This is a genomic window from Amycolatopsis rhabdoformis, from assembly GCF_035918295.1.
Classification (GTDB): domain Bacteria; phylum Actinomycetota; class Actinomycetes; order Mycobacteriales; family Pseudonocardiaceae; genus Amycolatopsis; species Amycolatopsis rhabdoformis.
The window spans coordinates 297,530-317,290 of the sequence record NZ_CP142149.1; the positions used below are offsets into that span (position 1 = coordinate 297,530).

The following is a 19,761-nucleotide window of genomic DNA, read 5'->3' on the forward strand; positions in this document are numbered from 1 at the left end:
GACCTCCGTGTTCGACGCGTGCGGGGTTACCCGCCGGTCAACTTAGCTTGCCGTAGACCTTAAGACCACGCCGCGGCGCCCCGCCGGACGAGGTCGTGACATTCTGCGCCTGTGAACCCCGGACCACCCGCTCTCGATCTCGTGGACGAGACCTTCATCGTGGTGCCCCCGAGCACGGTCGCCGCCGCGTTCGCCGATCCGGCCGCGTGGCGGCGGTACTGGCCGGACCTGTCCCTCCAGGTTTACACCGACCGTGGTGACCAGGGTTTGCGCTGGACCGTGACCGGGGCTCTCGTCGGTACGATGGAGGTCTGGCTGGAACCCGTGCTCGACGGCACCGTGCTGCACTACTTCCTGCGCGCGACGCCCGCCGGCCCCGGTGGTGCGCCGCGGACCCTGACTCCGCGTGAGCTGCGCCGGGAGTTCGACCGGCGGGCCCGCGCGGCGAAGCACCTCGCACTGGGGCTGAAAGACGTCCTCGAAGACGGGCGTGCGCCCGGGATCCCGCCCCGCGTCCACGAAAGCGGGACCGAGAACTAGGAGGGTCTTGTGCGGGTTCACGTCGTTTCGGACGTGCACGGCAACGCCGACGCGCTGAAGCGGGCGGGTGAAGGGGCCGACGCGCTGATCGTGCTCGGCGACCTGCTGGACTTCGTCGACTACCGGGAGCACGACAAGGGCATCATGGGCGCCCTGTTCGGCGCGGAGAAGGTGGCGCAGTTCGCGCGCCTGCGCCGCGAAGGCACCCGCGACGAGACGGTGGCCTATTCCCGCACGCTGTGGGCCACGCTCGACGACCCGGCCTCGGCCGTCGACGAGGCCATGCGCGAGCAGTACGCCACGCTCTTCGCCTCGATGACCGCCCCGACCTACGCCACTCCCGGCAACGTGGACTCGCCGGCGCTGTGGCCCGAGTTCGTGGGCGACGGCGTGCAGGTGCTCGACGGCGAGGTCACCACCATCGGCGGCCTGCGCTTCGGCTTCGTCGGCGGCGCCGTGCTGCCCGAGGGGGTGGTGCCGCGCCCGCGCAAGGGCGCCGCCTGGCGGCCCTACCTGCGGGCCCGTGAAGAGTTCGACGAGGGCGTGGCCAAGTTGTCGGAAGTCGACGTGCTGTGCACGCACATCCCGCCGGCCGTCGCCGAGCTCACCTACGACGTGGTCGCGCGGCGCGCCGAGCTGGGCTCGCGCGCGCTGCTGGAGCTCATCCGCGAGCAGCGGCCGCGCTGGTCGGTGTTCGGCCACGTGCACCAGCCGCTGGCCTCGCGGCGGCGGCTCGGTCACACCGAGTGCCGTAACGTGGGTCACTTCAAGGAGACCGGGCAGCCCTACGTGCTGCGCTGGTGATGACGTAGTCCGGCTACGCTTCGTCCCATGGCCGAGCAGTCCACGCAGTCCATCGAGGTCGACGCCGAGCCCCAACGGGTGATGACGGTGATCGCCGACTTCCCCGCGTACCCGGAGTGGGCCAAGGCCGTCCAGGAGGTCGAGGTGCTGGGCACCGACGACGCCGGGCGGGCCAAGCAGGTGAAGCTGACCCTGGACGCCGGGCCGATCAAGGACGTCTACACGCTCGAGTACGACTGGGACGCGGGCGGCCTCGGCGTGAGCTGGCGCCTGGTCAAGGGCCAGATGCAGAAGGCGCAGAACGGCCGCTACGCGCTCGAGGCGCTGCGCGACGGGCGCACGAAGGTCACCTACACGCTCTCGGTCGAGCTGGCGCTGCCGATGATCGGCCTGCTGCGGCGCAAGGCCGAGAAGATGGTGATGGACACCGCGCTCAAGGAGCTGAAGCGAAGGGCCGAAGGCTAGGCGACATGCGGATCCTGCTGTTCACCGGCAAGGGGGGTGTCGGGAAGACCACGCTCGCCGCGGCCACCGCCACCGCGCTGGCCGGGCGCGGCAGGAAGACCCTCGTGGTGTCCACCGACCCGGCGCACTCGCTCGGCGACGCGTTCGGCGCGGCGCTGGGCTCCGAACCGTCCGAAGTGGACGTGCGCACGCCGCTGCCCGCGGGCTCGCCGGCCGGTCTCTGGGCCGCGCAGGTCGACTCGCGCGAGCTGGTCGACCGCACCTGGTCCGAGCTGCGCGGCCGGCTGCGCACGCTGCTGGCCGGCGCCGGTCTCGACACGCTCGACGCCGAGGAGCTCACCGTGCTCCCGGGGGTCGACGAGCTGCTCGCCCTCGGTGAGGTGCAGCGCCTCGCCGGCGCCGGGCCGTGGGACACCGTGGTGGTCGACTGCGGGCCGACCGCCGAGACGCTGCGGCTGCTGGCGCTGCCCGAGGCCGTCGCGGGGTACCTGAACAAGACGCACGGCCGGCGCGGCCGCGTCGCCGGGTCGGTGCGGCGCCTGGGCGCGCACCTGGACTCACTGCGCGAGCTGCTCACCGATCCCGCCGTGACCACGGTCCGGCTGGTGCTCACGCCCGAGCGGGTCGTGGTCGCCGAGGCCCGCCGCACGCTCACGTCGCTGGCCCTGCGCGGCATCGCCGTCGACGGGCTGATCGCCAACCGCCTGATGCCCGCGCCCGGGTTCTGGCGCGGTTCGGCGGCCACCTGGCTGCGCACGCGCCGCGCGCAGCAGGACGCCGTGCTCGGCGAGCTCGCGGCCGCCGGCTTCGGGCCGGCGGAGCTCGCGCGCGTGGAACACCGGGCGAGTGAGCCGGTGGGCGCCGAGGCGCTCGCCGAGCTGGCCCGTGAGCTCTACGGCACGCGGGATCCCTTGTCCGGCAACGGAAAGTCGGTGACGCCGCTGCTGCAGGTGACGCCGGAGGCCGAGGGCTTCCGGCTGCGCGTGGCGGTGCCGCTGCAGCGGGAGTCCGACGTGGACCTCGCCCGCGTCGACGACGACCTCGCGATCACCGTCGACGGCTTCCGCCGGCTGATCGCACTGCCGGAGACGCTGCGGGCGTGCCGGATCACCGGCGCGGAGTCCGACGCGAGTGGTCTGGTCATCAGCCTGGCCGGGAACCGGGGGCGCGCGTGAGCGAGCAGGACGAACCGGGGCACACCGCCGAGGGTCTGCGGCTGGCGGAGGAGATCCGCCTGCTGGTGGAGCTGGTGGTGGAGCGGGCCGCGCCGTGGCTGGAAGGCCTGGTGGCCGCCGGGCACGGCCGCGACGAGACCCCTGAGGTGCCCGAGCCCGGTGCGGCTGCCGGGGACGCGGGTGGCTCGGGGTGCGGGTGGTGCCCGTTGTGTGCGATCGTCGCCGTCGTGCGAGGTGAACGGCCGGAGTTCGCCGCCCGGCTGCTGGAGCAGGCGGCGCAGCTGGTGGCGTTGCTGCGGGCGGTGCTCGCGGACCGCTGGGAGCCCGACGAGGGCGTGCACATGCCGGGCTTCCGGCCCGCGCCCCGCGCCCAGGACGCCGGCGCATTCACCACCGCAGCGCCCAACACCACCGCGTCCGCGGACGACCCGGGAGCCGCCGCCACCCGGGTGCAGCACATCGCCGTCCGCAAGCGGGAAGACTGGCGGCCGGAGCAGGAGAACTGAGTGCTGACGATAGGGGTGGACGTCGGCGGCACGAGCGTGCGCGCCGGTGTGGTGGACGAGCGGGGATCGCTCCTGGACACCACACGCGTCGGGACACCGAGTGAAGAGAACGCGCTCGAGGACGCCATCGCGGGCGTGGTCGAGGACCTGCGCAACCGCCACGACGTCGCGGCCGTGGGCCTGGCCGTGGCCGGGTTCGTGGCGCGCGACCGCCGGTCGGTGATGTTCGCGCCGCACCTCGCGTGGCGCGACGCGCCGGTGGCCGACCGCATCGAGAAGCGCGTGGGCCTGCCGGTGACGCTGGAGCACGACGTGAACTCGGCCGTGGTCGGCGAGCACCGCTTCGGCGCGGCCCGCGGCGCGAAGGTGGCCGCACTCGTCGCGCTCGGCACCGGCATCGGCGCCGGACTGCTGCTCGACGGAGAGATCTACCGCGGCGCCTACGGCGTCGCCCCCGAGCTGGGCCACCTCACGGTGGTGCCGGGCGGGCGCGCGTGCCCGTGCGGCAAGTACGGCTGCTGGGAGCGCTACTGCAGCGGCACGGCGTTGGCCGCCACCGCCGTGGAGCTGCTTGCGCGCTACCCGGGCCGCTCCACCGTGCTGTCACGAGAGGTCGCGGGCGACCCGGGCTCGGTCACGGGCCGCCGCGTCGCCGGCGCCGCCCGCGACGGCGACCCGATCGCGTTGCGCGCGATGGCGGAGCTGGCCAAGTGGCTCGGCGAGGGGCTGGCCCTGGTCGCGGACGTGTTCGACCCCGAGATCATCGTGATCGGCGGCGGTGTGTCCGAGTCGGCGCCGCTGTTCCTCGACGAGGCGCGCGAGCACTACGCGGGCGCCATCACCGGCGCGCGCTACCGCCCGCTGGCCCGCATCCGCACCGCCCACCTCGGTGACGACACCGCCATCGTCGGCGCGGCCGCCCTGGCGCTCGACGCCGCGAAGGCGCCCGTGGCCGAAGTCGCCGGCTGAGTCGCAGGCTGAGTTCGCGCCCTTGCGGAGGCTGCCCGTGGTGGTCTTCGTGTGAAAGGCTGGCGCGGTGACGCCGATGACCGCCAACCGATTCGTGCGGTGTTCGTGCGGTCGGCTGCACTGGGGCGCCCACGGCGCGGCCGGGCTGCTGCTCTCCGATCCGGCCCGCGGCGTGCTCCTGCAGCGGCGTGCGTGGTGGGTGCACAACGGCAGCACCTGGGCCCTGCCCGGCGGGGCGCTCGAGACGGGCGAGACCGTGCGCGAGGCGGCTGCCCGCGAAGCGTGGGAAGAGGCCGACGTACCGAAGACGGCGTTCCGCGCGCTGTCGGCTTCGGTGCTCGACCACGGCACCTGGCGCTACACCACCGTGCTCGGCGTCGCCGACAGCACGCTCGACGCTCGCGTGGCCAACCAGGAGAGCTCCGAGCTGCGCTGGGTCGCGCCCGGCGAGGTGGCGGACCTGCAGCTGCACCGCGACTTCGCCGAGTCGTGGCCGCGGCTGCGCGACCAGCTCGGCCGGGAGCTCGTGCTGGTCGTCGACGGCGCCAACGTGGTGGGCTCCCGCCCGGACGGCTGGTGGCGCGACCGTCGCGGCGCCGCCGAACGCCTGCGTGACCGGCTCGCGCGGCTGGCCGAGCGGGGGATCGCCGACACCGTCGCCGGGCTCGGCGCCGGGCCCACGTGGGAGTGGTGGCCGCGAGTGGTGCTCGTGGTCGAAGGCCAAGCCCGCGGCGTGGATCCCCTGGCCGGCGTGGAGATCGAGACCGCTCCGGCGGACGGTGACTCGCACATCGTGGCGGTGACCGCGCAGGCGCGCCGCCGCCCGCAGGACCACGTCGTGGTGATCACGGCCGACCGGGAGCTGCGGTCGCGGGTCACGGCGCTGGGCGCGTCGACGATGGGCCCGGGCACGCTGCTGCGCGAACTGGACGGCTGACAGCCCGCGCCGAGTCTGAGATGATCTTGCTCCGTGACGAAGTTCGGGGTCGCCTCCATCCTCACCGACGAGTCCATCGGCCCGGCCGCCTTGGCGACGGCGCTGGAGGACCGCTCCTTCGACGCCCTGTTCGTCGGCGACCACTCCCACGTGCCGGTGAAGCGGGAGACGCCGTTCCCGTTCGGGGGAGACCTGCCGCGCGAGTACCACCGGGAGCTCGACGCGTTCGGCGCGCTGTGCGCGGCGGCCATGGTCACGTCCACGCTCACCCTGGGCACGGGCGTCGCCCTGCCCGCGCAGCGCGACGTGTTCTACACGGCCAAGCAGGTCGCGACGCTCGACCGGCTGTGCGGCGGCCGGTTCGTGTTCGGCGTCGGTGTGGGCTGGCTGATGGAGGTGCTGCGCGATCACGGCGTGGACGCAGCCACGCGCGGCGCCCGGCTCGACGAGCACCTGCGAGCCCTCGAGGCGCTGTGGACCCGCGACGTCGCCGAGTTCCACGGCGAGTTCGTGGACTTCGGGCCGGTGTACGCCTGGCCCAAGCCGCAGCAGGCACGCGTGCCGATCCACGTGGGCGGGGAGAGCGTGGCGGCGGTGAAGCGGGCGGCCGCGCTCGGCGACGTCTGGATGCCCAACGCGGCCTGGTCGGTCTCGGACGTCCACGCGCAGTTCGAGCTGCGGGACCGCCACGCGCCGGGCATCCCGATCACGGCGTTCGCGGCGATGGCGGACAACCGGCCGGTGCTGGACGAGTACGTGCGCCTCGGCGCGGACCAGGTGGTGCTGTACCTGCCGACGCTGCCGGAGGCCGAAGCGCTCGCCGCGCTCGACGAGCTGGCCGAGGTCGCGCGGCAGTACCGCTAGCGCGCGATCCCGTCGCGCATCTCCGCGACCAGCGAAGCCACCACGGCCTTCAGCGATCCGTTGTGCTGCTTCGCCACCGCCCGCTGACGCCGGTAGCTCGGCCCGTACTTCAGGATCGTCTCCACGTCCCGCAGCTCGTCCACGCAGTCGAGCCGCCGCGCGACGGGCTCCAGCTTCTCCAGCAGGTCGGTCACGTCGTCGGTCACGAGGCGCTCGCGGCCGGCGGCATCGAGGATGATGATCGCGTCGGTGCCGTAGCGGGCGGCGCGCCACTTGTTCTCCTGCACGTGCCAGGGCGGCAGCGTCGGCAGGCGTTCGCCGTGGTCGAGGCGGGTGCTGAAGTCCTCCACGAGGCACTGCGTGAGCGCGGCGATCGCGCCGACTTCTTCGAGCGTGGGCAGGCCGTCGCACACCCGCATCTCGATCGTGCCGAAGTGCGGCGCGGGGCGGATGTCCCAGCGGATCTCGGAGAAGTGGTCGATCACGCCGGTGGTGAACATGTCGGCCACGTAGTGCTCGAGCTCGGCCCACTCGCGGAACTGGAACGGCAGCCCGGCCGTGGGCAGCTGCTGGAACATCAGCGCGCGGTTCGAGGCGTAGCCGGTGTCCTCGGCGCCCCAGTACGGCGAGGACGCCGAGAGCGCCTGCAGGTGCGGCGCGTAGTTGAGCAGCGCGTCGAGCACCGGCAGCACCTTGTCGCGGTGGTCGAGACCGACGTGCACGTGGACGCCGTAGATCAGCATCTGCCGGCCCCACCACTGGGTGCGGTCGATGAGCTTGGCGTAGCGCGCCTTGTCGGTCACCTTCTGGTGGTACCAGTTGGAGAACGGGTGCGTGCCGGCCGAGAACAGCTCCACGCCGAGCGGGTCGGTGACCGTGTGCACCACGTCGAGCGACTCGGCCAGATCGGCCTTCACCTCGGCGACGGTGGAGCAGACGCCGCTGATCACCTCGATGGTGTTGAGCAGCAGCTCCTGCTTGATCTTCGGGTGCTCGGCGGCCCCTTCGGGGCGCACCGCGTCGAGGATCCGTTCCGCGACCGAGGCCAGCTCACCGCTGCGGCGGTCGACGAGCGCCAGCTCCCACTCCGCCCCGATCGTCGAACGGCGCGAAGGACTGAAGTCGATCCTCATACCCGCCCGGTCAGACCTGGGCGCCGTTGGTGGGGTCGGCGCCCGGCGGCGGGCCCTGGCGCACCCGCAGCAGCAGGAGCGCGATCGCGGTGGCGAGCGCGAGGATGCCGAGCGGGGTGGCGAGCGCGGGCCCGACCCCGATCAGGTTCGGCACGATCAGCAGCAGCAGGCCGACCACGAAGAACAGCAGCACCACGAACGCGCCCTTGCGCGGACGCGGCAACGGCGGCGGCTCGGGCGGCACGAAGTGCTCGTCGTCCTCGGCCGGGTCGTCGCTGAACATCGTGGCGTCCCACGTGGTGCCGCCCGTGCGCCAGTTGTCGGCTTCCGGCGCCTTCTCGGTCTTCTCAGGCTTCGCGTCGGTCTTGGCGACCGGCGGCGCGGCCTCTTCGCCGGCCTGCTCGGCCGTGGGGTCGTCGGCGATCTCCAGCGCGTCCTCGGGAAGGAACAAGCCCACGCCCTCGGCACGCAGGTCGGCCACGATCTCGGCGAACGTCGCGTCGACGTCCTCCGGCCCGTCCGTGCCTTTCCCCCGGGTCATCAGGCACCCACCTGTCCCGCCCGCAGCGCCCGGGCGAAGTCGACACTGCGGCTGAAGATCAGTTCCGCGTCGTTGTCCTGCGTCGCGACGTGGAAGCTGTTCTCGAGCACCACCTCGGTCACGTCCGTGCTGGCGATGCCGGCCAGCACGATCCGCGAGTTCTCGGGCTCCACCACGTGGTCGACGGCGGAGTGCAGCAGCAGCACCGGCTGCGTGACCTTGCCCAGGTCGGCGCGCACGAGCTTCCACAGGCGCGCCAGGCTCGCGGCGGCGCGCACCGGCGTGCGCGGGTAGGCCAGCTCCGTGACGCCGGGCTTGGCGATGTCGTTGGCGATCGCGGGGATCGACGGGATCACGCGCGCGAGCAGCGGCAGCAGCTTCGCGTCGGCGCTCAGCCGCGTGACCGACGGGTTGACCAGCACGAGCCCGGCGATCCGGTCGCCGAACTCCTCGGCGAGGCGCAGCGTGAGCGTGCCGCCCATCGAGAGGCCGCCGACGAACACGCTGTCGTGTTCGGCCATCAGGGCGAGCAGCTCTTCGCGGACGGCCCCGTACCAGTCTTCCCAGGTGGTCCGGTTGAGGTCCTGCCAGCGCGTGCCGTGGCCCGGCAGCAGCGGGCAGCGCACGCCGAACCCGGCCTCGGCCAGGTGATCACCCCAGGCCCGCAGCCCCGCCGGGGTACCGGTGAAGCCGTGGCACAGCAGGAATCCGGCCCCGGAGGAACCGGTGTGGGCGAACGGTTCGGCGCCGGCGAGCACGCTCATGACGAACGCCCTTCCGATCGAATGCGGTGTAGGTTCTCCATGCTCTCACGGTCGGGTGGTCTTGTGGGGGCCCGGCCGGTGCCCGGAACTGCCTGCTACCGCTGTGAGATCGATCGCTGCCACGGAGTAGCGGCTCGTCTCGCATTGTGCGCACACCGCCCGGTTTCGTAGGCTTGACCACTGGGAACTCGATTGTCGAGCCTCGGGAAGGACTGGCGCGCGGTGTTGTACTGGGTCATGAAGCACGTCTTCATCGGACCGATCCTCAAGCTGCTGTGGCCGACGAAGGTGGTCGGTGCCGAGAACATCCCGGAGCACGGCGGCGCGATCCTCGCCGGCAACCACCTGGCCGTGGCCGATTCGTTCTTCATGCCGATCCGGGTGAAGCGCAAGGTCACCTTCCCCGCGAAGTCCGAGTACTTCACCGAGCCGGGCCTCAAGGGCCTGCTCAAGAAGTGGTTCTTCACCGGCGTCGGCCAGTTCCCCATCGACCGCTCCAGCGGCAACGCCGCGCAGGCCGCGCTCGACACCGCCATCCGGCTCGTGAAGCAGGGCCACCTGCTCGGCATCTACCCCGAGGGCACCCGCTCGCCCGACGGCCGCCTCTACAAGGGCAAGACCGGCGTCGCCCGCATCGCGCTGGAGTCCAAGGGCGTGGTGGTGCCCGTGGCCATGATCGGCACGGAGAAGGTCAACCCCATCGGCTCCAAGATGTGGTGGCCCCGCCGCCTCGAGATCCGCTTCGGCGCGCCGCTCGACTTCTCCCGCTACGACGGCCTGGCCGGCGACCGCTTCATCGAGCGCTCGATCACCGACGAGATCATGTACGCCCTGATGGAGCTCTCGGGCCAGGAGTACGTGGACATCTACGCGGCCAAGGCCAAGGAACTGCTGGCCGCCGAGGCGTCCGGCGTGAAACCGAAGGTGCCCGCGCAGCCGTCCGGCCGTGACGCCGACCGGGTGCCCGAGGCCAAGGCGGGCTAGGCCTACTAGGGTTCACCGGTGCGTTTCTTCTACGACACCGAATTCATCGAGGACGGCGTGACGATCGACCTGGTTTCGATCGGTGTCGTCGACGAACGCGGCCGCGAGTTCTACGCCGTGTCGACCGACTTCGACCCCGGTCGCGCCGGCCCCTGGGTGCGGGACAACGTGCTGCCCAAGCTGCCCTCCCCGGCGGACCGCGCGTGGCGCAGCCGCGAGAAGATCCGCGCCGACCTGCTGGAATTCTTCGGCAAACCCCCGGGCGGCATCGAACTGTGGGCCTGGTTCGCTGCCTACGACCACGTCGCCCTCGCCCAACTGTGGGGCCCGATGCCCGCCCTGCCACGCCAACTGCCCCGCTTCACGCGCGACCTGCGCCAACGCTGGGAGGACGCGGGAAAACCGAAGCTGCCCCTGGCACCCACGGACCAGCACGACGCCCTTGCCGACGCGAAGCACAACCTGCAACGGTGGGAAGTGATCGAACCGGCGTTCCGGCGCCGCTGAGGTTTTTCCGGGGGCTGGAGTTGTGTAGTTGTCCCCACCTGATCGGGCTGTGGACAACTACCGGGTACAGCTTGCTTCGGTCCGTTTTTGTCGGGGGTCGCCGATAGAATGGATTTGGGGACGCCCCCCTAGGGAGGGCGGGGGCATGTTCGTCCGGCGGTCGGCTCTTCCCCCAAGCCGGCAGCTTTTCGGCCGCCGGTCGTGGGAAGTGATCGAGCCGGCGGTCCGCCGCCGAGGGTTGTCCTGGGGGCTGGGGTGCTCCGAGTTCTGTCGTGGCTGGCAGTCATGGTCCTCGTCGGTGGCCTGGCCACCGCCGCGACCGCCCCTCGTCCTGACCCGGTGCGCGACTATCTGCTGAACGCCCTCGGGCTGCTTCGCGCGAATTCGATAGACCAGAAGTCTGTCGATTGGCCGCGGGCCGAAGCCGAAGCCGTGCGTGAGATCGCCGGCGTGACCGAGCCGGCCGGCACCTACTCGGCGATCCGCAATGTGATCGCCGAGCTCGGCAACCCGCACACCTACCTGAGAGGCCCGAACGCGGCCCGGCCGCCGGCGCCGAGCACCATCGAGGTGCCGAGCAGCCGGACCTTCGGCGACCTGGCGGAGCTGACCGTCCCGGGCTTCTTGGCCAACCCGGCTGCCGCGGGCCGGTACGTCTCAGCCGGGGTGGCCGCGCTCGCCGCCGCCGACGCGAACCGCCCGTGCGGCTGGATCGTGGACCTGCGCGCCAACGACGGCGGCGACATGCACCCCATGCTCACCGTCGTCGCCCCGCTGCTCGGCGACGGTGTGGTGGGCTCGTTCGCCGCGCCGGACGGTCCGACCCCCTGGACCCTCCGCTCCGGACGCCTCACCGTCGGCACGGCGTCGACAACCGAAAGCAACCCCCTGCAGCTGGCCCGCCCTCGGCCCCCGGTCGCCGTGCTCACCTCGTCTCGCACCGCCAGCTCGGGCGAGGCGACACTGATCGCTTTCCGCGGGCTCGCCCGCGCGGCCACCTTCGGCCAGCCCACCGCCGGCCTCGCCACCGGCAACGTGCCCTTCCCCCTCAGCGACGGCGCCATGCTGGTCATCACGATGGTCCACGACGTCGACCGCACCGGCCGCGTCTACGGCAACACCCCGATCCCACCGGACCACCCGCTGCCTGCGACCGCGACCACTGATGAGGTGATCGCGGCCGCGTCAGCTTGGCTCCACACCCAGCCCGGCTGCTGAACCTCAGCGCCGTTCCCGCACCGCTCCCGCCAGCGTGTCCAGCAGATCCGCCGTCGTGTCCCAATCCAGGCACGCGTCGGTGATCGACTGGCCGTACGTGAGTTCCGACCCGTGTCCCAGGTTCAGCTTCTGGGCGCCCGCGACCAGGAAGCTCTCCATCATCAGCCCGACGATTCCGCGCTCACCGGCGGCGATCCGGGAAGCCAGCTCCAGCACGACCTCGCGCGACCGCACGTGGTCCTTGTTGCTGTTGCCGTGGCTGGCGTCGATGATCACGCGCTCGGGCAGGCCCGACTTGGCGAGCCGGCCGAGGGTCTCGGTCACCGAGGCGGCGTCGTAGTTCGGGCCCTGGGAGCTGCCGCGCAGGATCACGTGGCAGTCGGGGTTGCCGGAGGTCGTGAGCAGGGCCGCGAGGCCGTCGGTGTTGATGCCGGGGAACACGTGCGAAGCGGCGGCCGCGCGGGTGGCGTCCACGGCGACCTGGATGTCGCCCTCCACGGAGTTCTTGATGCCCACCGGCATGGACAGCGCGCTGCACATCTGGCGGTGCACCTGGCTCGCCGCGGTGCGCGCGCCGATGGAGCCCCAGGTGACGATGTCGGCGATGAACTGCGGCGTGATCGGGTCGAGGAACTCACAACCCACCGGCAGGCCGAGCGCGGACACGTCGAGCAGCAGCTTGCGGGCCATCCGCAGGCCCTTGTTCACGGCGAAGGTGCCGTCGAGGTCGGGGTCGTTGATCAGGCCCTTCCAGCCCAGTGTGGTGCGCGGCTTCTCGAAGTACACGCGCATCACGATGTGCAGGTCGCCGCGCAGCTCTTCGGCCTTGGCGGCCAGCTTGTGGGCGTACTCGAGCGCGGCTTCGGGGTCGTGGACCGAGCACGGGCCGACGACCACGGCGAGGCGGTCGTCGCGGCCGTCGAGGATGTCGACGGTCTCGGTGCGGCCGGCGCGTACGACCTTCGCCACCGCCGCGTCCACAGGATGGTCTTCGCGGAGCAGGGCGGGGGAGATCAGCGGGCTGATCGACGTGGTGCGCTGGTTGTCCAGGGCGCTCGCGTCGGCGGGGCCGGCCTTCAGCTGCGGGGTGGTCACGGCGGGTGGTTCCTTCCTGGAGGACACCGACCCGCGGGAAACTGCCGAGCCGGTTCGAATCCGGCTCGGGTGGGTGCTCAGCGCAGGTTCACGCGGCCGCACCCACCCGGGGCCGGCTTCGTAAACCAGAAATAGCGCTGCACGCGATCAAGCTAGCACACTCCGGCCCCGCGGCGGCGCGCGGACCGATTCACCAGGTGGTACGCCCTGCACCGATCCAGACGATTGCCGCTACTCTGGCGGCGAAATGTGACTGCGATCTCCAACGTGACGAAGACGGAGGCAAGTGATGCGTGTCGGTGTGCTGACGGGTGGCGGTGACTGCCCGGGCCTGAACGCGGTGATCCGCGCGGTGGTCCGCAAGGGCATCGAGGTGCACGGCTGGGAGCTCACCGGCTTCCGCAACGGCTGGCAGGGCCCCCTCACGGGCGAGAGCAAGCCGCTCGGCCTGCGCGACGTCGAGGACATCCTCACGCGCGGCGGCACCATCCTGCGCTCGTCGCGGACCAACCCGTACAAGGTCGACGGCGGCGTCGAGAAGATCAAGGCCGTGCTGGCCGAGCAGGAGATCGACGCGCTGATCGCCATCGGCGGCGAGGACACCCTCGGCGTCGCGAAGCGCCTCACCGACGACGGCATCGGCGTCGTCGGCGTGCCCAAGACGATCGACAACGACCTGGGCGCCACCGACTACACGTTCGGCTTCGACACCGCCGTCTCCATCGCGACCGAGGCGATCGACCGCCTGCACACCACGGCCGAGTCGCACCACCGCGCGCTGGTCGTGGAGGTCATGGGCCGCCACGCCGGCTGGATCGCCCTGCACTCCGGCCTGGCCGGCGGCGCGAGCGTGATCCTGGTGCCGGAGCGGCACTTCTCCGTGGACCAGGTCGTGGAGTGGGTCGAGCGGCGCTTCGAGAACGAGTACGCGCCGATCATCGTCGTCGCCGAGGGCGCGCTGCCCGAGGGCGGCGAGGAGAGCCTGGTGACCGGCGAGAAGGACGCCTTCGGGCACGTCCGCCTCGGCGGCATCGGCACCTGGCTGGCCGACGAGATCGCCGCGCGCACCGGCAAGGAGTCGCGCGCCGTGGTGCTCGGCCACGTGCAGCGCGGCGGCACGCCGACCGCCTACGACCGCGTGCTCGCCACCCGCTTCGGCCTGCACGCCGTCGACGCGGTGGCCGACGGCGACTTCGGCGTGATGGTGGCCCTGAAGGGCACCGACATCGTCCGCGTGAAGCTCTCGGAGGCCACGGCCGAGCTCAAGACGGTGCCGCTGGAGCGCTACGAAGAGGCCGAAGTCTTCTTCGGCTGAGTTCCCGTGCCGGGTGGGGGCGTTCCCCACCCGGCACGCGGAATTCCCGGTCGGTTCGCCGACTTCTCCTGGCAGGTAAGGTTTTCTGTCTGTCCGCCGTGGACTCCCCGCGCGGACTTCGAGGTCCTCGCTGCGCTCGGCTGGCTAAGAGGCCTGCCACGGCGGCTTGACCCAGTCCCAGTGCGGCACCGGCTCGTCGCTCGCCTCGGCGCCCGGCGCCGAGAACACCACGGCCAGGCGGCTGCCCCACTCCACGTACCCGGCGAACGAGGCGCGGAACTCGGGGTCGGCCGGCAGCCCGGTCTCGTCGGCGGCGTCGAGCAGCAGCGACACCCAACGCCGGCGCTGCTCCTCGGTGATCGCACGGCCGAGGTGGCGCCCGATCATGTGCGGGTGGCCGCCGTGGTGGGCCGAGTAGTCCGCCGGCCCGCCGAGCACCTCGCCGAGCCACACCGCGACGTGGTCGGGGTGGTGCGCGTCCATGCCGCGGAACACCGGTTCCAGCAACGGGTCCTGCAGCACGTGGTCGTAGAAGACCCGCAGCAGCCGCACGAGCGCCGGAGCGCCGCCGGCCCAGTCGTACAACGTCGGCGGCTCGCCGCCCACCGGCGTCCAGTGGTGGGATTCGTCGAGGTCGCCGGCGAAGTCGGCGAGCGCGGTGAACGGCGGGTGCTCGACCGAAGTCCACCGGATCGTGAGCAGGTACCGCGTAGGGTCGTCCACGCGGCGGCTCAGGTCGTGGCCGAGGAACTGGGGCGTCTTCTCGAGGGCGGAGGCCGCTTCGGCACAGGCGGCCTCGAACGCCGCCGCGCGCTCGGCCGGGATCGTGTAACGCAGGTGGTGCACCGTCATCCGGCCAGCAGACCGCACCCGGCGCGGCCGGGCAACCACGCACTTTCCGGTGCGTAGCGAGGAGGCCGTGATGGCGGACAGGCGCTACTGGTGCCCGGTGGAGCTCACCGTCGACCTGATCGGCGGACGCTGGAAGCCGGTGATCCTCGCCCACCTCAAGGAAGGCGTCCACCGCTACGGCGAACTCCGCCGCCGCATGCCGGCGATCAGCGAGAAGATGCTCACCCAGCAACTGCGCGAACTCACCGCCGACGGCCTGGTCACCCGCACCAGCCACCCCGGCCGCATCCCGCACGTCTCCTACCGCCTCACCCCCGACGGCGAAGCCCTCCGCCCGGCCCTCACCGCCCTGTACACCTGGGGCGAACGCCGAGCCGAAGCTGAGGGGATCACGTTCGAAACGCCACCGGAGGTCGCGCGCGAAACCTCGGCTTGAGGCGGCTGGGGGAGTCCTGCCGGCGGGTGCCCGTGAATCCTCGGCTTGATGCGGCCGAGGAAGTCCCGCCGACGGCTGCCCGCCAATCCTCGGCCTGGAGCCGCTGGTGAATTCTCGCCTGTCGCTGCGCACGACCCCCCCGCCCGAGGCCGCCGACACACCTCGGGCCGCGGCTGCGCGAGAGGGCCCGCCGATGCACCTAAATCTCGACCCAGGCAGCCTCCGCCGGAGGCTGCCTGGGGAAATCCCGCCTGCGGTTGCTCGCGAAGCCCGGCGCGCCGACGGCGACGCAACTCTGCTCGCGGCTGCGCGGGACGCCGTCGCGAAATCTCTACACACACCGCCGGCGGCTTGCGACACTCCGGCTTGAGGCTGCCGGGGGAGTCCCGCGTGCAGCTGCTCGCGAGGCGCTGGCCCGAGTTCGCCGACGAACCCCTGCCCCGGGCTGCGCGAGAGACTGCGCTGGAGGCCGTCTCGAAATCTCGCCGGAGGCCGCCGGCGAAACTCTGCCTCAGGCTGCCCGCGGAATGCTGTCGGCGGCGGCCCGCGAAACTCCGGCTTGCGGCGGCCCGAGAAGTCCCACGTGCGGCTGCGCGAGAAGCCCTGCCGGAGGCCATCACGAAACTCCGACCTGAGGCTGGCCGAGAAGTCCGCCCGAGGCCGCCCGCGAAACTCTGCGCGCGACTGCCCGACAAACCCGGCCGGAGGCCGCCGCGAGATCGCGACCCGCGCCGCCGGCGAGACTCCGCCTCAGGCTGCCTGAGAAATTCTGTCGGCGGCCACCTGCGAAACTCTGGCTTGAGGACTCCGCGGGAGTCCCGCCTGCGATTGCTCGCGAAGCCTCAGCTCGGCGGCCGCCGGTGAAAGTCTGCGCGCGGCTGTGCGAGAAAACCTGCCGGAGGCCACCGCGAGATCGCGACCCTGGCCGCTGGCGAAGCTCCCGCGTCAGGCTACCTGCGAAATCTTGCCGGCAGCATCCGCGAAACTCCGGCTTGCGGCGGCCGGGGGAGTCCCGCCTACGGCTGCTGGCGAAGCCCCGGCGCGCGGCCGCCGGCGAAACGCCGCCCGCGGTTGCCCGGAAACCCTGCCGGAGGCGGCCCCGGAATCTCGGCCCCGACCGACGACGGAACTCCGTCCGCGGCTGCCTTCGAAAATCCTGCAGGCGGCCACTCGCGCAATCCCGGCCCAAGCCCACCCGAGAAACCACACCCGAGAAACCTCCGCCAAATCCCCACCCGAGCCCACCCCCACCACCCAGCGAAGATCACCAAGCGTTGACCGAAATGTCGGATTGATTCCCTGGACTGGACCATTGACCAAATGGTCTAGTCCACTTACGGTGTGAGAGTCCTCACTGTCCCCATTCGGTCACCTGGTGTGACTCCCCGAAGGGAGCCGGCATGCCCCGTCCGCGCAGGAAGAGCTTCTTGGCGCTCGTCAGCCTGGCCAGCGCCGCACTCGCGGCGGCCGTCGTCGCCGCGCCCGTGTCGAGCGCAGCCACAGCAGCCACGGCGGCACCGGCGGCGCCAGCAGCACCGGCCGCCCCGCAGGCCTCCGTCGGCAAGGTGGTCGGTTACTTCACCGACTGGGGTGTGTACGACCGCAACTACCACGTGAAGAACATCGAGACCTCCGGCTCCGCCGCGAAGCTCACGCACATCAACTACGCGTTCGGCAACGTCACCAACGGCGGCTGCGCCATCGGCGACGCCTACGCCGACTACCAGAAGACCTACGACGCGGCGGGCAGCGTCGACGGGGTGGCCGACACCTGGGACCAGCCGCTGGCCGGCAGCTTCAACCAGCTGAAGAAGCTGAAGGCCAAGCACCCCGGCCTCAAGGTGATCTGGTCGTTCGGCGGCTGGAGCTGGTCGGGCGGCTTCGGCCAGGCCGCGAAGAACCCCGCCGCGTTCGCGAACTCCTGCTACAACCTCGTGAACGACCCGCGCTGGGCCGGCCTGTTCGACGGCATCGACCTCGACTGGGAGTACCCCAACGCCTGCGGCCTGAGCTGTGACACGAGTGGCGCGGCCGCGTTCAAGAACCTGATGGCGGCCGTGCGCGCCAAGTTCGGGTCGTCGAAGCTCGTCACCGCGGCGATCACGGCCGACGGCACGAACGGCGGCAAGATCGACGCCGCCGACTACGCGGGCGCCGCGCAGTACGTGAACTGGTACAACGTGATGACCTACGACTACTTCGGCGCCTTCGCCGCGCAGGGTCCGACGGCCCCGCACTCGCCGCTCACGTCCTACGCCGGCATCCCCACCGCCGGCTTCTACTCCGACGCCGCGATCCAGAAACTGAAGAGCAAGGGTGTGCCCGCGTCGAAGCTGTTGCTGGGCATCGGGTTCTACGGCCGCGGCTGGACCGGCGTCACGCAGAGCGCGCCCGGCGGTTCGGCCACGGGTCCGGCGCCCGGCAAGTACGAGCAGGGCATCGAGGACTACAAGATCCTGAAGTCGAGCTGCCCGTCCACCGGCACGGTCGCCGGCACCGCGTACGCCAAGTGCGGTTCGCAGTGGTGGAGCTACGACACCCCGAGCACCATCGGCGGCAAGATCAGCTACGCGAAGCAGCAGGGCCTCGGCGGCGCCATGGTCTGGGAGCTGTCCGGCGACACGTCCAACGGCGAGCTGATGACGGCCGTCGCGAAGTGACGCTTCCGGTGCGGCCGGCGGCGCAGGGGCGCGCCGGCCGCACCGGGTCCGAGACCCCACCGGAGCTGCTCCGGTGGGGTCGTCCGGTGTCCGCCGCGGAAACTGTCGGTGCCCCGGATTATCGTGCTCCGGGTGAAGTTCACGGGATTCGGTGAGTACGCCGTCGATTTCTACGACGGGCTCGAGGCCGACAACTCCAAGTCCTACTGGGACGCGAACGTGGCGACCTACAAGGTCGACGTGCGCGAGCCGATGGAGGCGCTGCTCAAGGAGCTGGAGCCGGAGTTCGGCGAGGGTTTCGGCGAGGGCAAGGTGTTCCGCCCGTACCGCGACGTGCGTTTCGCGAAGGACAAGACCCCGTACAAGACCCACTGCGGCGGCGTGATCGAAGCCGGGCGCGGCGGCGGCGCCTACTACGTGGAGCTGAGCCCCGCGGGCCTGCGCGTGGGCGGCGGCTGCTTCCACCTCGCGTCCGACCAGATCGCGCGCTTCCGCACGGCCGTCGACACGGAGCTGCACGGCCCGGTCCTCGACGAGATCCTCGCGAAGCTGAAGCGCGCCGGCTTCGAGATCCTCGGCGACCGCCTCAAGTCCCGCCCGCGCGGCTTCGCCGAGGACCACCCGCGGCTCGACCTGCTGCGCTACCGCTCGGTCTACGCCGCCCGCTCCTGGGAACCGGCCGACTTCCTCCACGAACGCGAGGCCTTCGACCGCGTCCGCAAGTCCTGGCGCCAGCTGCGCGCCTTCAACGAGTGGGCGCGCGACCACGTGGGGCCGAGCGAGCAACCGCGTCGTTAGCGCGGGAGCGGGTAGCGCCACACGGTGCTGCCCGCGTCCGTGGTCGTGGCCAGGAGCAGGTCCGGGCCGTCGGCGATGAGGGCGAGCGCCTTCGCGGGTGCCGGCAGCGGGAGTTCCGCGAAGTCCTCGCAGTGGCGGCCCACACGCCACAGCTTCGGCTGCCCGTCCACCTTCACGGCCACGTCGAGCCGGCCCGACGCGTCCGGCGTCAGCCCGGTCACCTCCAGCAGTTGGGCCGGCGGAACCACCGGCCCGCCCGCGAACGCGGTCCACGCCTGCCCGGTCCAGCACGCCAGCCGTTGCTCACCGGTCGTCCCCACGGCCGTGCAGTCGGCGGCCGCGCAGGTCACGCGCCACACGGTGGCGGATGCGGCTGGTGAAGGCAGGTCCACGCGGGTCCACGCCGAGCCGTCGGCCGACGTCCACACCGCCGGCCGCACGAGGAGCCCCGAGCGCACGTCCCCGGCCGCGACGAAACCCGGGCCGCCGCCGGTGGCGGCGAGCAATCGGGTCTGGCCCTCGGAGGTGCTGAGCAGGGCCGGGTCCTCCGCGAGCGTCCACGCGACTCCGTCAACCGACGTCCACGCCGCCGCGCCGACCCCACCGGTGCGGTGGTCCCACTGTCCGGTCAGCACGAAGCCGCTCGCCGAAGCCGCGGCGCCGGACGTGGTCACCGCGCGCTCACCACCGAGCAGCTCCACCGGTTGTTCGTGCTCGGTGAGCCCGCCGGCGACGGTGCCGGTCCAGATCGTCGGCCGCGGGTTGGCGTGGGCGCCGCCGAACGCGGAGCCGAGCGCCAGCAATCGCGAGCCCGCCGCGGCCGGCAGCGTCAGCTCCGCCTGCCGGCCGTAGCCGGTCGCCGGCCGCAGCGGCACCGGCGTCCAGGAAGGGCCTTCGACCCACGCCGCCGGGGCCCGTCCGGCGGGCCCCGGAACCGAGCCGGTCATGACGATTCCCGATGAAGTTCGGACGAATCCCAGTACGCGCGTACCGGAAACCGGCAGGTCAACGGGCCGCCACGGCGGCGGTGCGGGCGCGGAACAGGCCCCGACCAGGGCGAACGCCGCGATCGTGGCCGCGAGTCGGCGAACCAGCGTCATACTCACGGAGGTTAGTCATCTGAATGGTTTCTGAACACTTCCTCCGAACTTTCGGGATCGGTACAGACGTGAGCGGGATCAGGGACTACTGTCTGGGG

General features: G+C 71.8%; 21 protein-coding genes. 15 read left to right on the top strand and 6 right to left on the bottom strand.

Annotated features, from left to right (window positions below; translation table 11 throughout):
- The first annotated feature begins 111 nt into the window (after positions 1-111).
- The 8 genes from VSH64_RS01360 (at position 112) to VSH64_RS01395 (ending at position 6,260) form a co-directional block, all read left to right on the top strand.
- Entirely contained in the window at positions 112-540 is a 429-nt protein-coding gene (locus VSH64_RS01360) for a polyketide cyclase / dehydrase and lipid transport (RefSeq protein ID WP_326569733.1), read from the top strand.
- 9 nt (positions 541-549) lie between these two features.
- Positions 550-1,344, top strand: coding sequence for a metallophosphoesterase family protein (locus VSH64_RS01365; protein WP_326569734.1), 795 nt, complete (start codon positions 550-552; stop codon positions 1,342-1,344).
- Between the two features lie 27 nt (positions 1,345-1,371).
- The gene (locus tag VSH64_RS01370; protein WP_326569735.1) at positions 1,372-1,809 is read left to right on the top strand and encodes an SRPBCC family protein; all 438 of its coding nucleotides are present in this window, start codon (positions 1,372-1,374) and stop codon (positions 1,807-1,809) included.
- Between the two features lie 5 nt (positions 1,810-1,814).
- A complete protein-coding gene (locus tag VSH64_RS01375; RefSeq protein WP_326569736.1) occupies positions 1,815-2,984 on the top strand; it encodes an ArsA family ATPase in 1,170 nt (389 codons plus the stop codon).
- The gene (locus VSH64_RS01380; protein WP_326569737.1) at positions 2,981-3,490 is read left to right on the top strand and encodes a hypothetical protein; all 510 of its coding nucleotides are present in this window, start codon (positions 2,981-2,983) and stop codon (positions 3,488-3,490) included. The genes VSH64_RS01375 and VSH64_RS01380 overlap by 4 nt, the downstream gene beginning before the upstream one ends.
- A 15-nt stretch (positions 3,491-3,505) precedes the next feature.
- Entirely contained in the window at positions 3,506-4,459 is a 954-nt protein-coding gene (locus tag VSH64_RS01385; RefSeq protein WP_326837869.1) for an ROK family protein, read from the top strand.
- A 67-nt stretch (positions 4,460-4,526) separates the two neighbouring features.
- Complete coding sequence (locus tag VSH64_RS01390; RefSeq protein WP_407655623.1) at positions 4,527-5,396, top strand: NUDIX domain-containing protein; 870 nt, start codon at positions 4,527-4,529, stop codon at positions 5,394-5,396.
- Between the two features lie 33 nt (positions 5,397-5,429).
- On the top strand, positions 5,430-6,260 hold the full coding sequence (locus VSH64_RS01395) for a TIGR03619 family F420-dependent LLM class oxidoreductase (protein WP_326569739.1): 831 nt from the start codon (positions 5,430-5,432) through the stop codon (positions 6,258-6,260).
- Here the strand turns inward: VSH64_RS01395 and VSH64_RS01400 are convergent.
- Genes VSH64_RS01400 through VSH64_RS01410 form a run of 3 tightly spaced genes read right to left on the bottom strand, consistent with a single transcriptional unit; the run spans position 6,257 to position 8,698 of the window.
- Positions 6,257-7,393 carry a glutamate--cysteine ligase gene (locus VSH64_RS01400; protein ID WP_326569740.1) on the bottom strand — a complete coding sequence of 379 codons (1,137 nt, stop codon included), beginning with the start codon at positions 7,391-7,393 and terminating at the stop codon, positions 6,257-6,259. The genes VSH64_RS01395 and VSH64_RS01400 overlap by 4 nt on opposite strands.
- 10 nt (positions 7,394-7,403) lie before the next feature.
- Positions 7,404-7,934, bottom strand: coding sequence for a hypothetical protein (locus VSH64_RS01405; RefSeq protein ID WP_326569741.1), 531 nt, complete (start codon positions 7,932-7,934; stop codon positions 7,404-7,406).
- On the bottom strand, positions 7,934-8,698 hold the full coding sequence (locus VSH64_RS01410; protein WP_326569742.1) for an alpha/beta hydrolase: 765 nt from the start codon (positions 8,696-8,698) through the stop codon (positions 7,934-7,936). Before VSH64_RS01410 ends, VSH64_RS01405 begins: the two co-directional genes overlap by 1 nt.
- Positions 8,699-8,920: 222 nt before the next feature.
- Between VSH64_RS01410 and VSH64_RS01415 the strand changes: the two genes are divergently transcribed.
- From VSH64_RS01415 to VSH64_RS01425, 3 genes are all read left to right on the top strand, one after another.
- On the top strand, positions 8,921-9,682 hold the full coding sequence (locus VSH64_RS01415; protein WP_326837870.1) for a lysophospholipid acyltransferase family protein: 762 nt from the start codon (positions 8,921-8,923) through the stop codon (positions 9,680-9,682).
- A gap of 18 nt (positions 9,683-9,700) precedes the next feature.
- Positions 9,701-10,189 carry a polyadenylate-specific 3'-exoribonuclease AS gene (locus tag VSH64_RS01420; protein WP_326569743.1) on the top strand — a complete coding sequence of 163 codons (489 nt, stop codon included), beginning with the start codon at positions 9,701-9,703 and terminating at the stop codon, positions 10,187-10,189.
- A gap of 285 nt (positions 10,190-10,474) precedes the next feature.
- Positions 10,475-11,407 (top strand): S41 family peptidase, encoded by a 933-nt coding sequence (locus VSH64_RS01425; protein ID WP_326569744.1) that lies wholly within the window; start codon positions 10,475-10,477, stop codon positions 11,405-11,407.
- A gap of 3 nt (positions 11,408-11,410) precedes the next feature.
- Here VSH64_RS01425 and VSH64_RS01430 read toward each other — a convergent pair whose 3' ends face one another.
- The gene (locus VSH64_RS01430) at positions 11,411-12,502 is read right to left on the bottom strand and encodes a 3-deoxy-7-phosphoheptulonate synthase (protein WP_326569745.1); all 1,092 of its coding nucleotides are present in this window, start codon (positions 12,500-12,502) and stop codon (positions 11,411-11,413) included.
- Positions 12,503-12,791: 289 nt separating this feature from the next.
- Between VSH64_RS01430 and VSH64_RS01435 the strand changes: the two genes are divergently transcribed.
- Positions 12,792-13,817, top strand: a complete 1,026-nt coding sequence (locus VSH64_RS01435; RefSeq protein ID WP_326569746.1) for a 6-phosphofructokinase — start codon at positions 12,792-12,794, stop codon at positions 13,815-13,817.
- A 144-nt stretch (positions 13,818-13,961) separates the two neighbouring features.
- Here VSH64_RS01435 and VSH64_RS01440 read toward each other — a convergent pair whose 3' ends face one another.
- Complete coding sequence (locus VSH64_RS01440; protein WP_326569747.1) at positions 13,962-14,669, bottom strand: group II truncated hemoglobin; 708 nt, start codon at positions 14,667-14,669, stop codon at positions 13,962-13,964.
- Between the two features lie 70 nt (positions 14,670-14,739).
- On the opposite strand from VSH64_RS01440, the gene VSH64_RS01445 reads away from it, so the two are divergent.
- The 3 genes from VSH64_RS01445 to VSH64_RS01455 all read left to right on the top strand — a co-directional run bounded on the left by VSH64_RS01445 (position 14,740) and on the right by VSH64_RS01455 (position 18,563).
- Complete coding sequence (locus VSH64_RS01445) at positions 14,740-15,105, top strand: winged helix-turn-helix transcriptional regulator (protein WP_326569748.1); 366 nt, start codon at positions 14,740-14,742, stop codon at positions 15,103-15,105.
- Between the two features lie 1,400 nt (positions 15,106-16,505).
- The gene (locus VSH64_RS01450) at positions 16,506-17,765 is read left to right on the top strand and encodes a glycoside hydrolase family 18 protein (protein ID WP_326569749.1); all 1,260 of its coding nucleotides are present in this window, start codon (positions 16,506-16,508) and stop codon (positions 17,763-17,765) included.
- Positions 17,766-17,897: 132 nt separating this feature from the next.
- A complete protein-coding gene (locus VSH64_RS01455; RefSeq protein ID WP_326569750.1) occupies positions 17,898-18,563 on the top strand; it encodes a DUF2461 domain-containing protein in 666 nt (221 codons plus the stop codon).
- Here VSH64_RS01455 and VSH64_RS01460 read toward each other — a convergent pair.
- Positions 18,560-19,510 (bottom strand): hypothetical protein, encoded by a 951-nt coding sequence (locus VSH64_RS01460; protein ID WP_326569751.1) that lies wholly within the window; start codon positions 19,508-19,510, stop codon positions 18,560-18,562. The genes VSH64_RS01455 and VSH64_RS01460 overlap by 4 nt on opposite strands.
- Between the last annotated feature and the right edge of the window lie 251 nt (positions 19,511-19,761).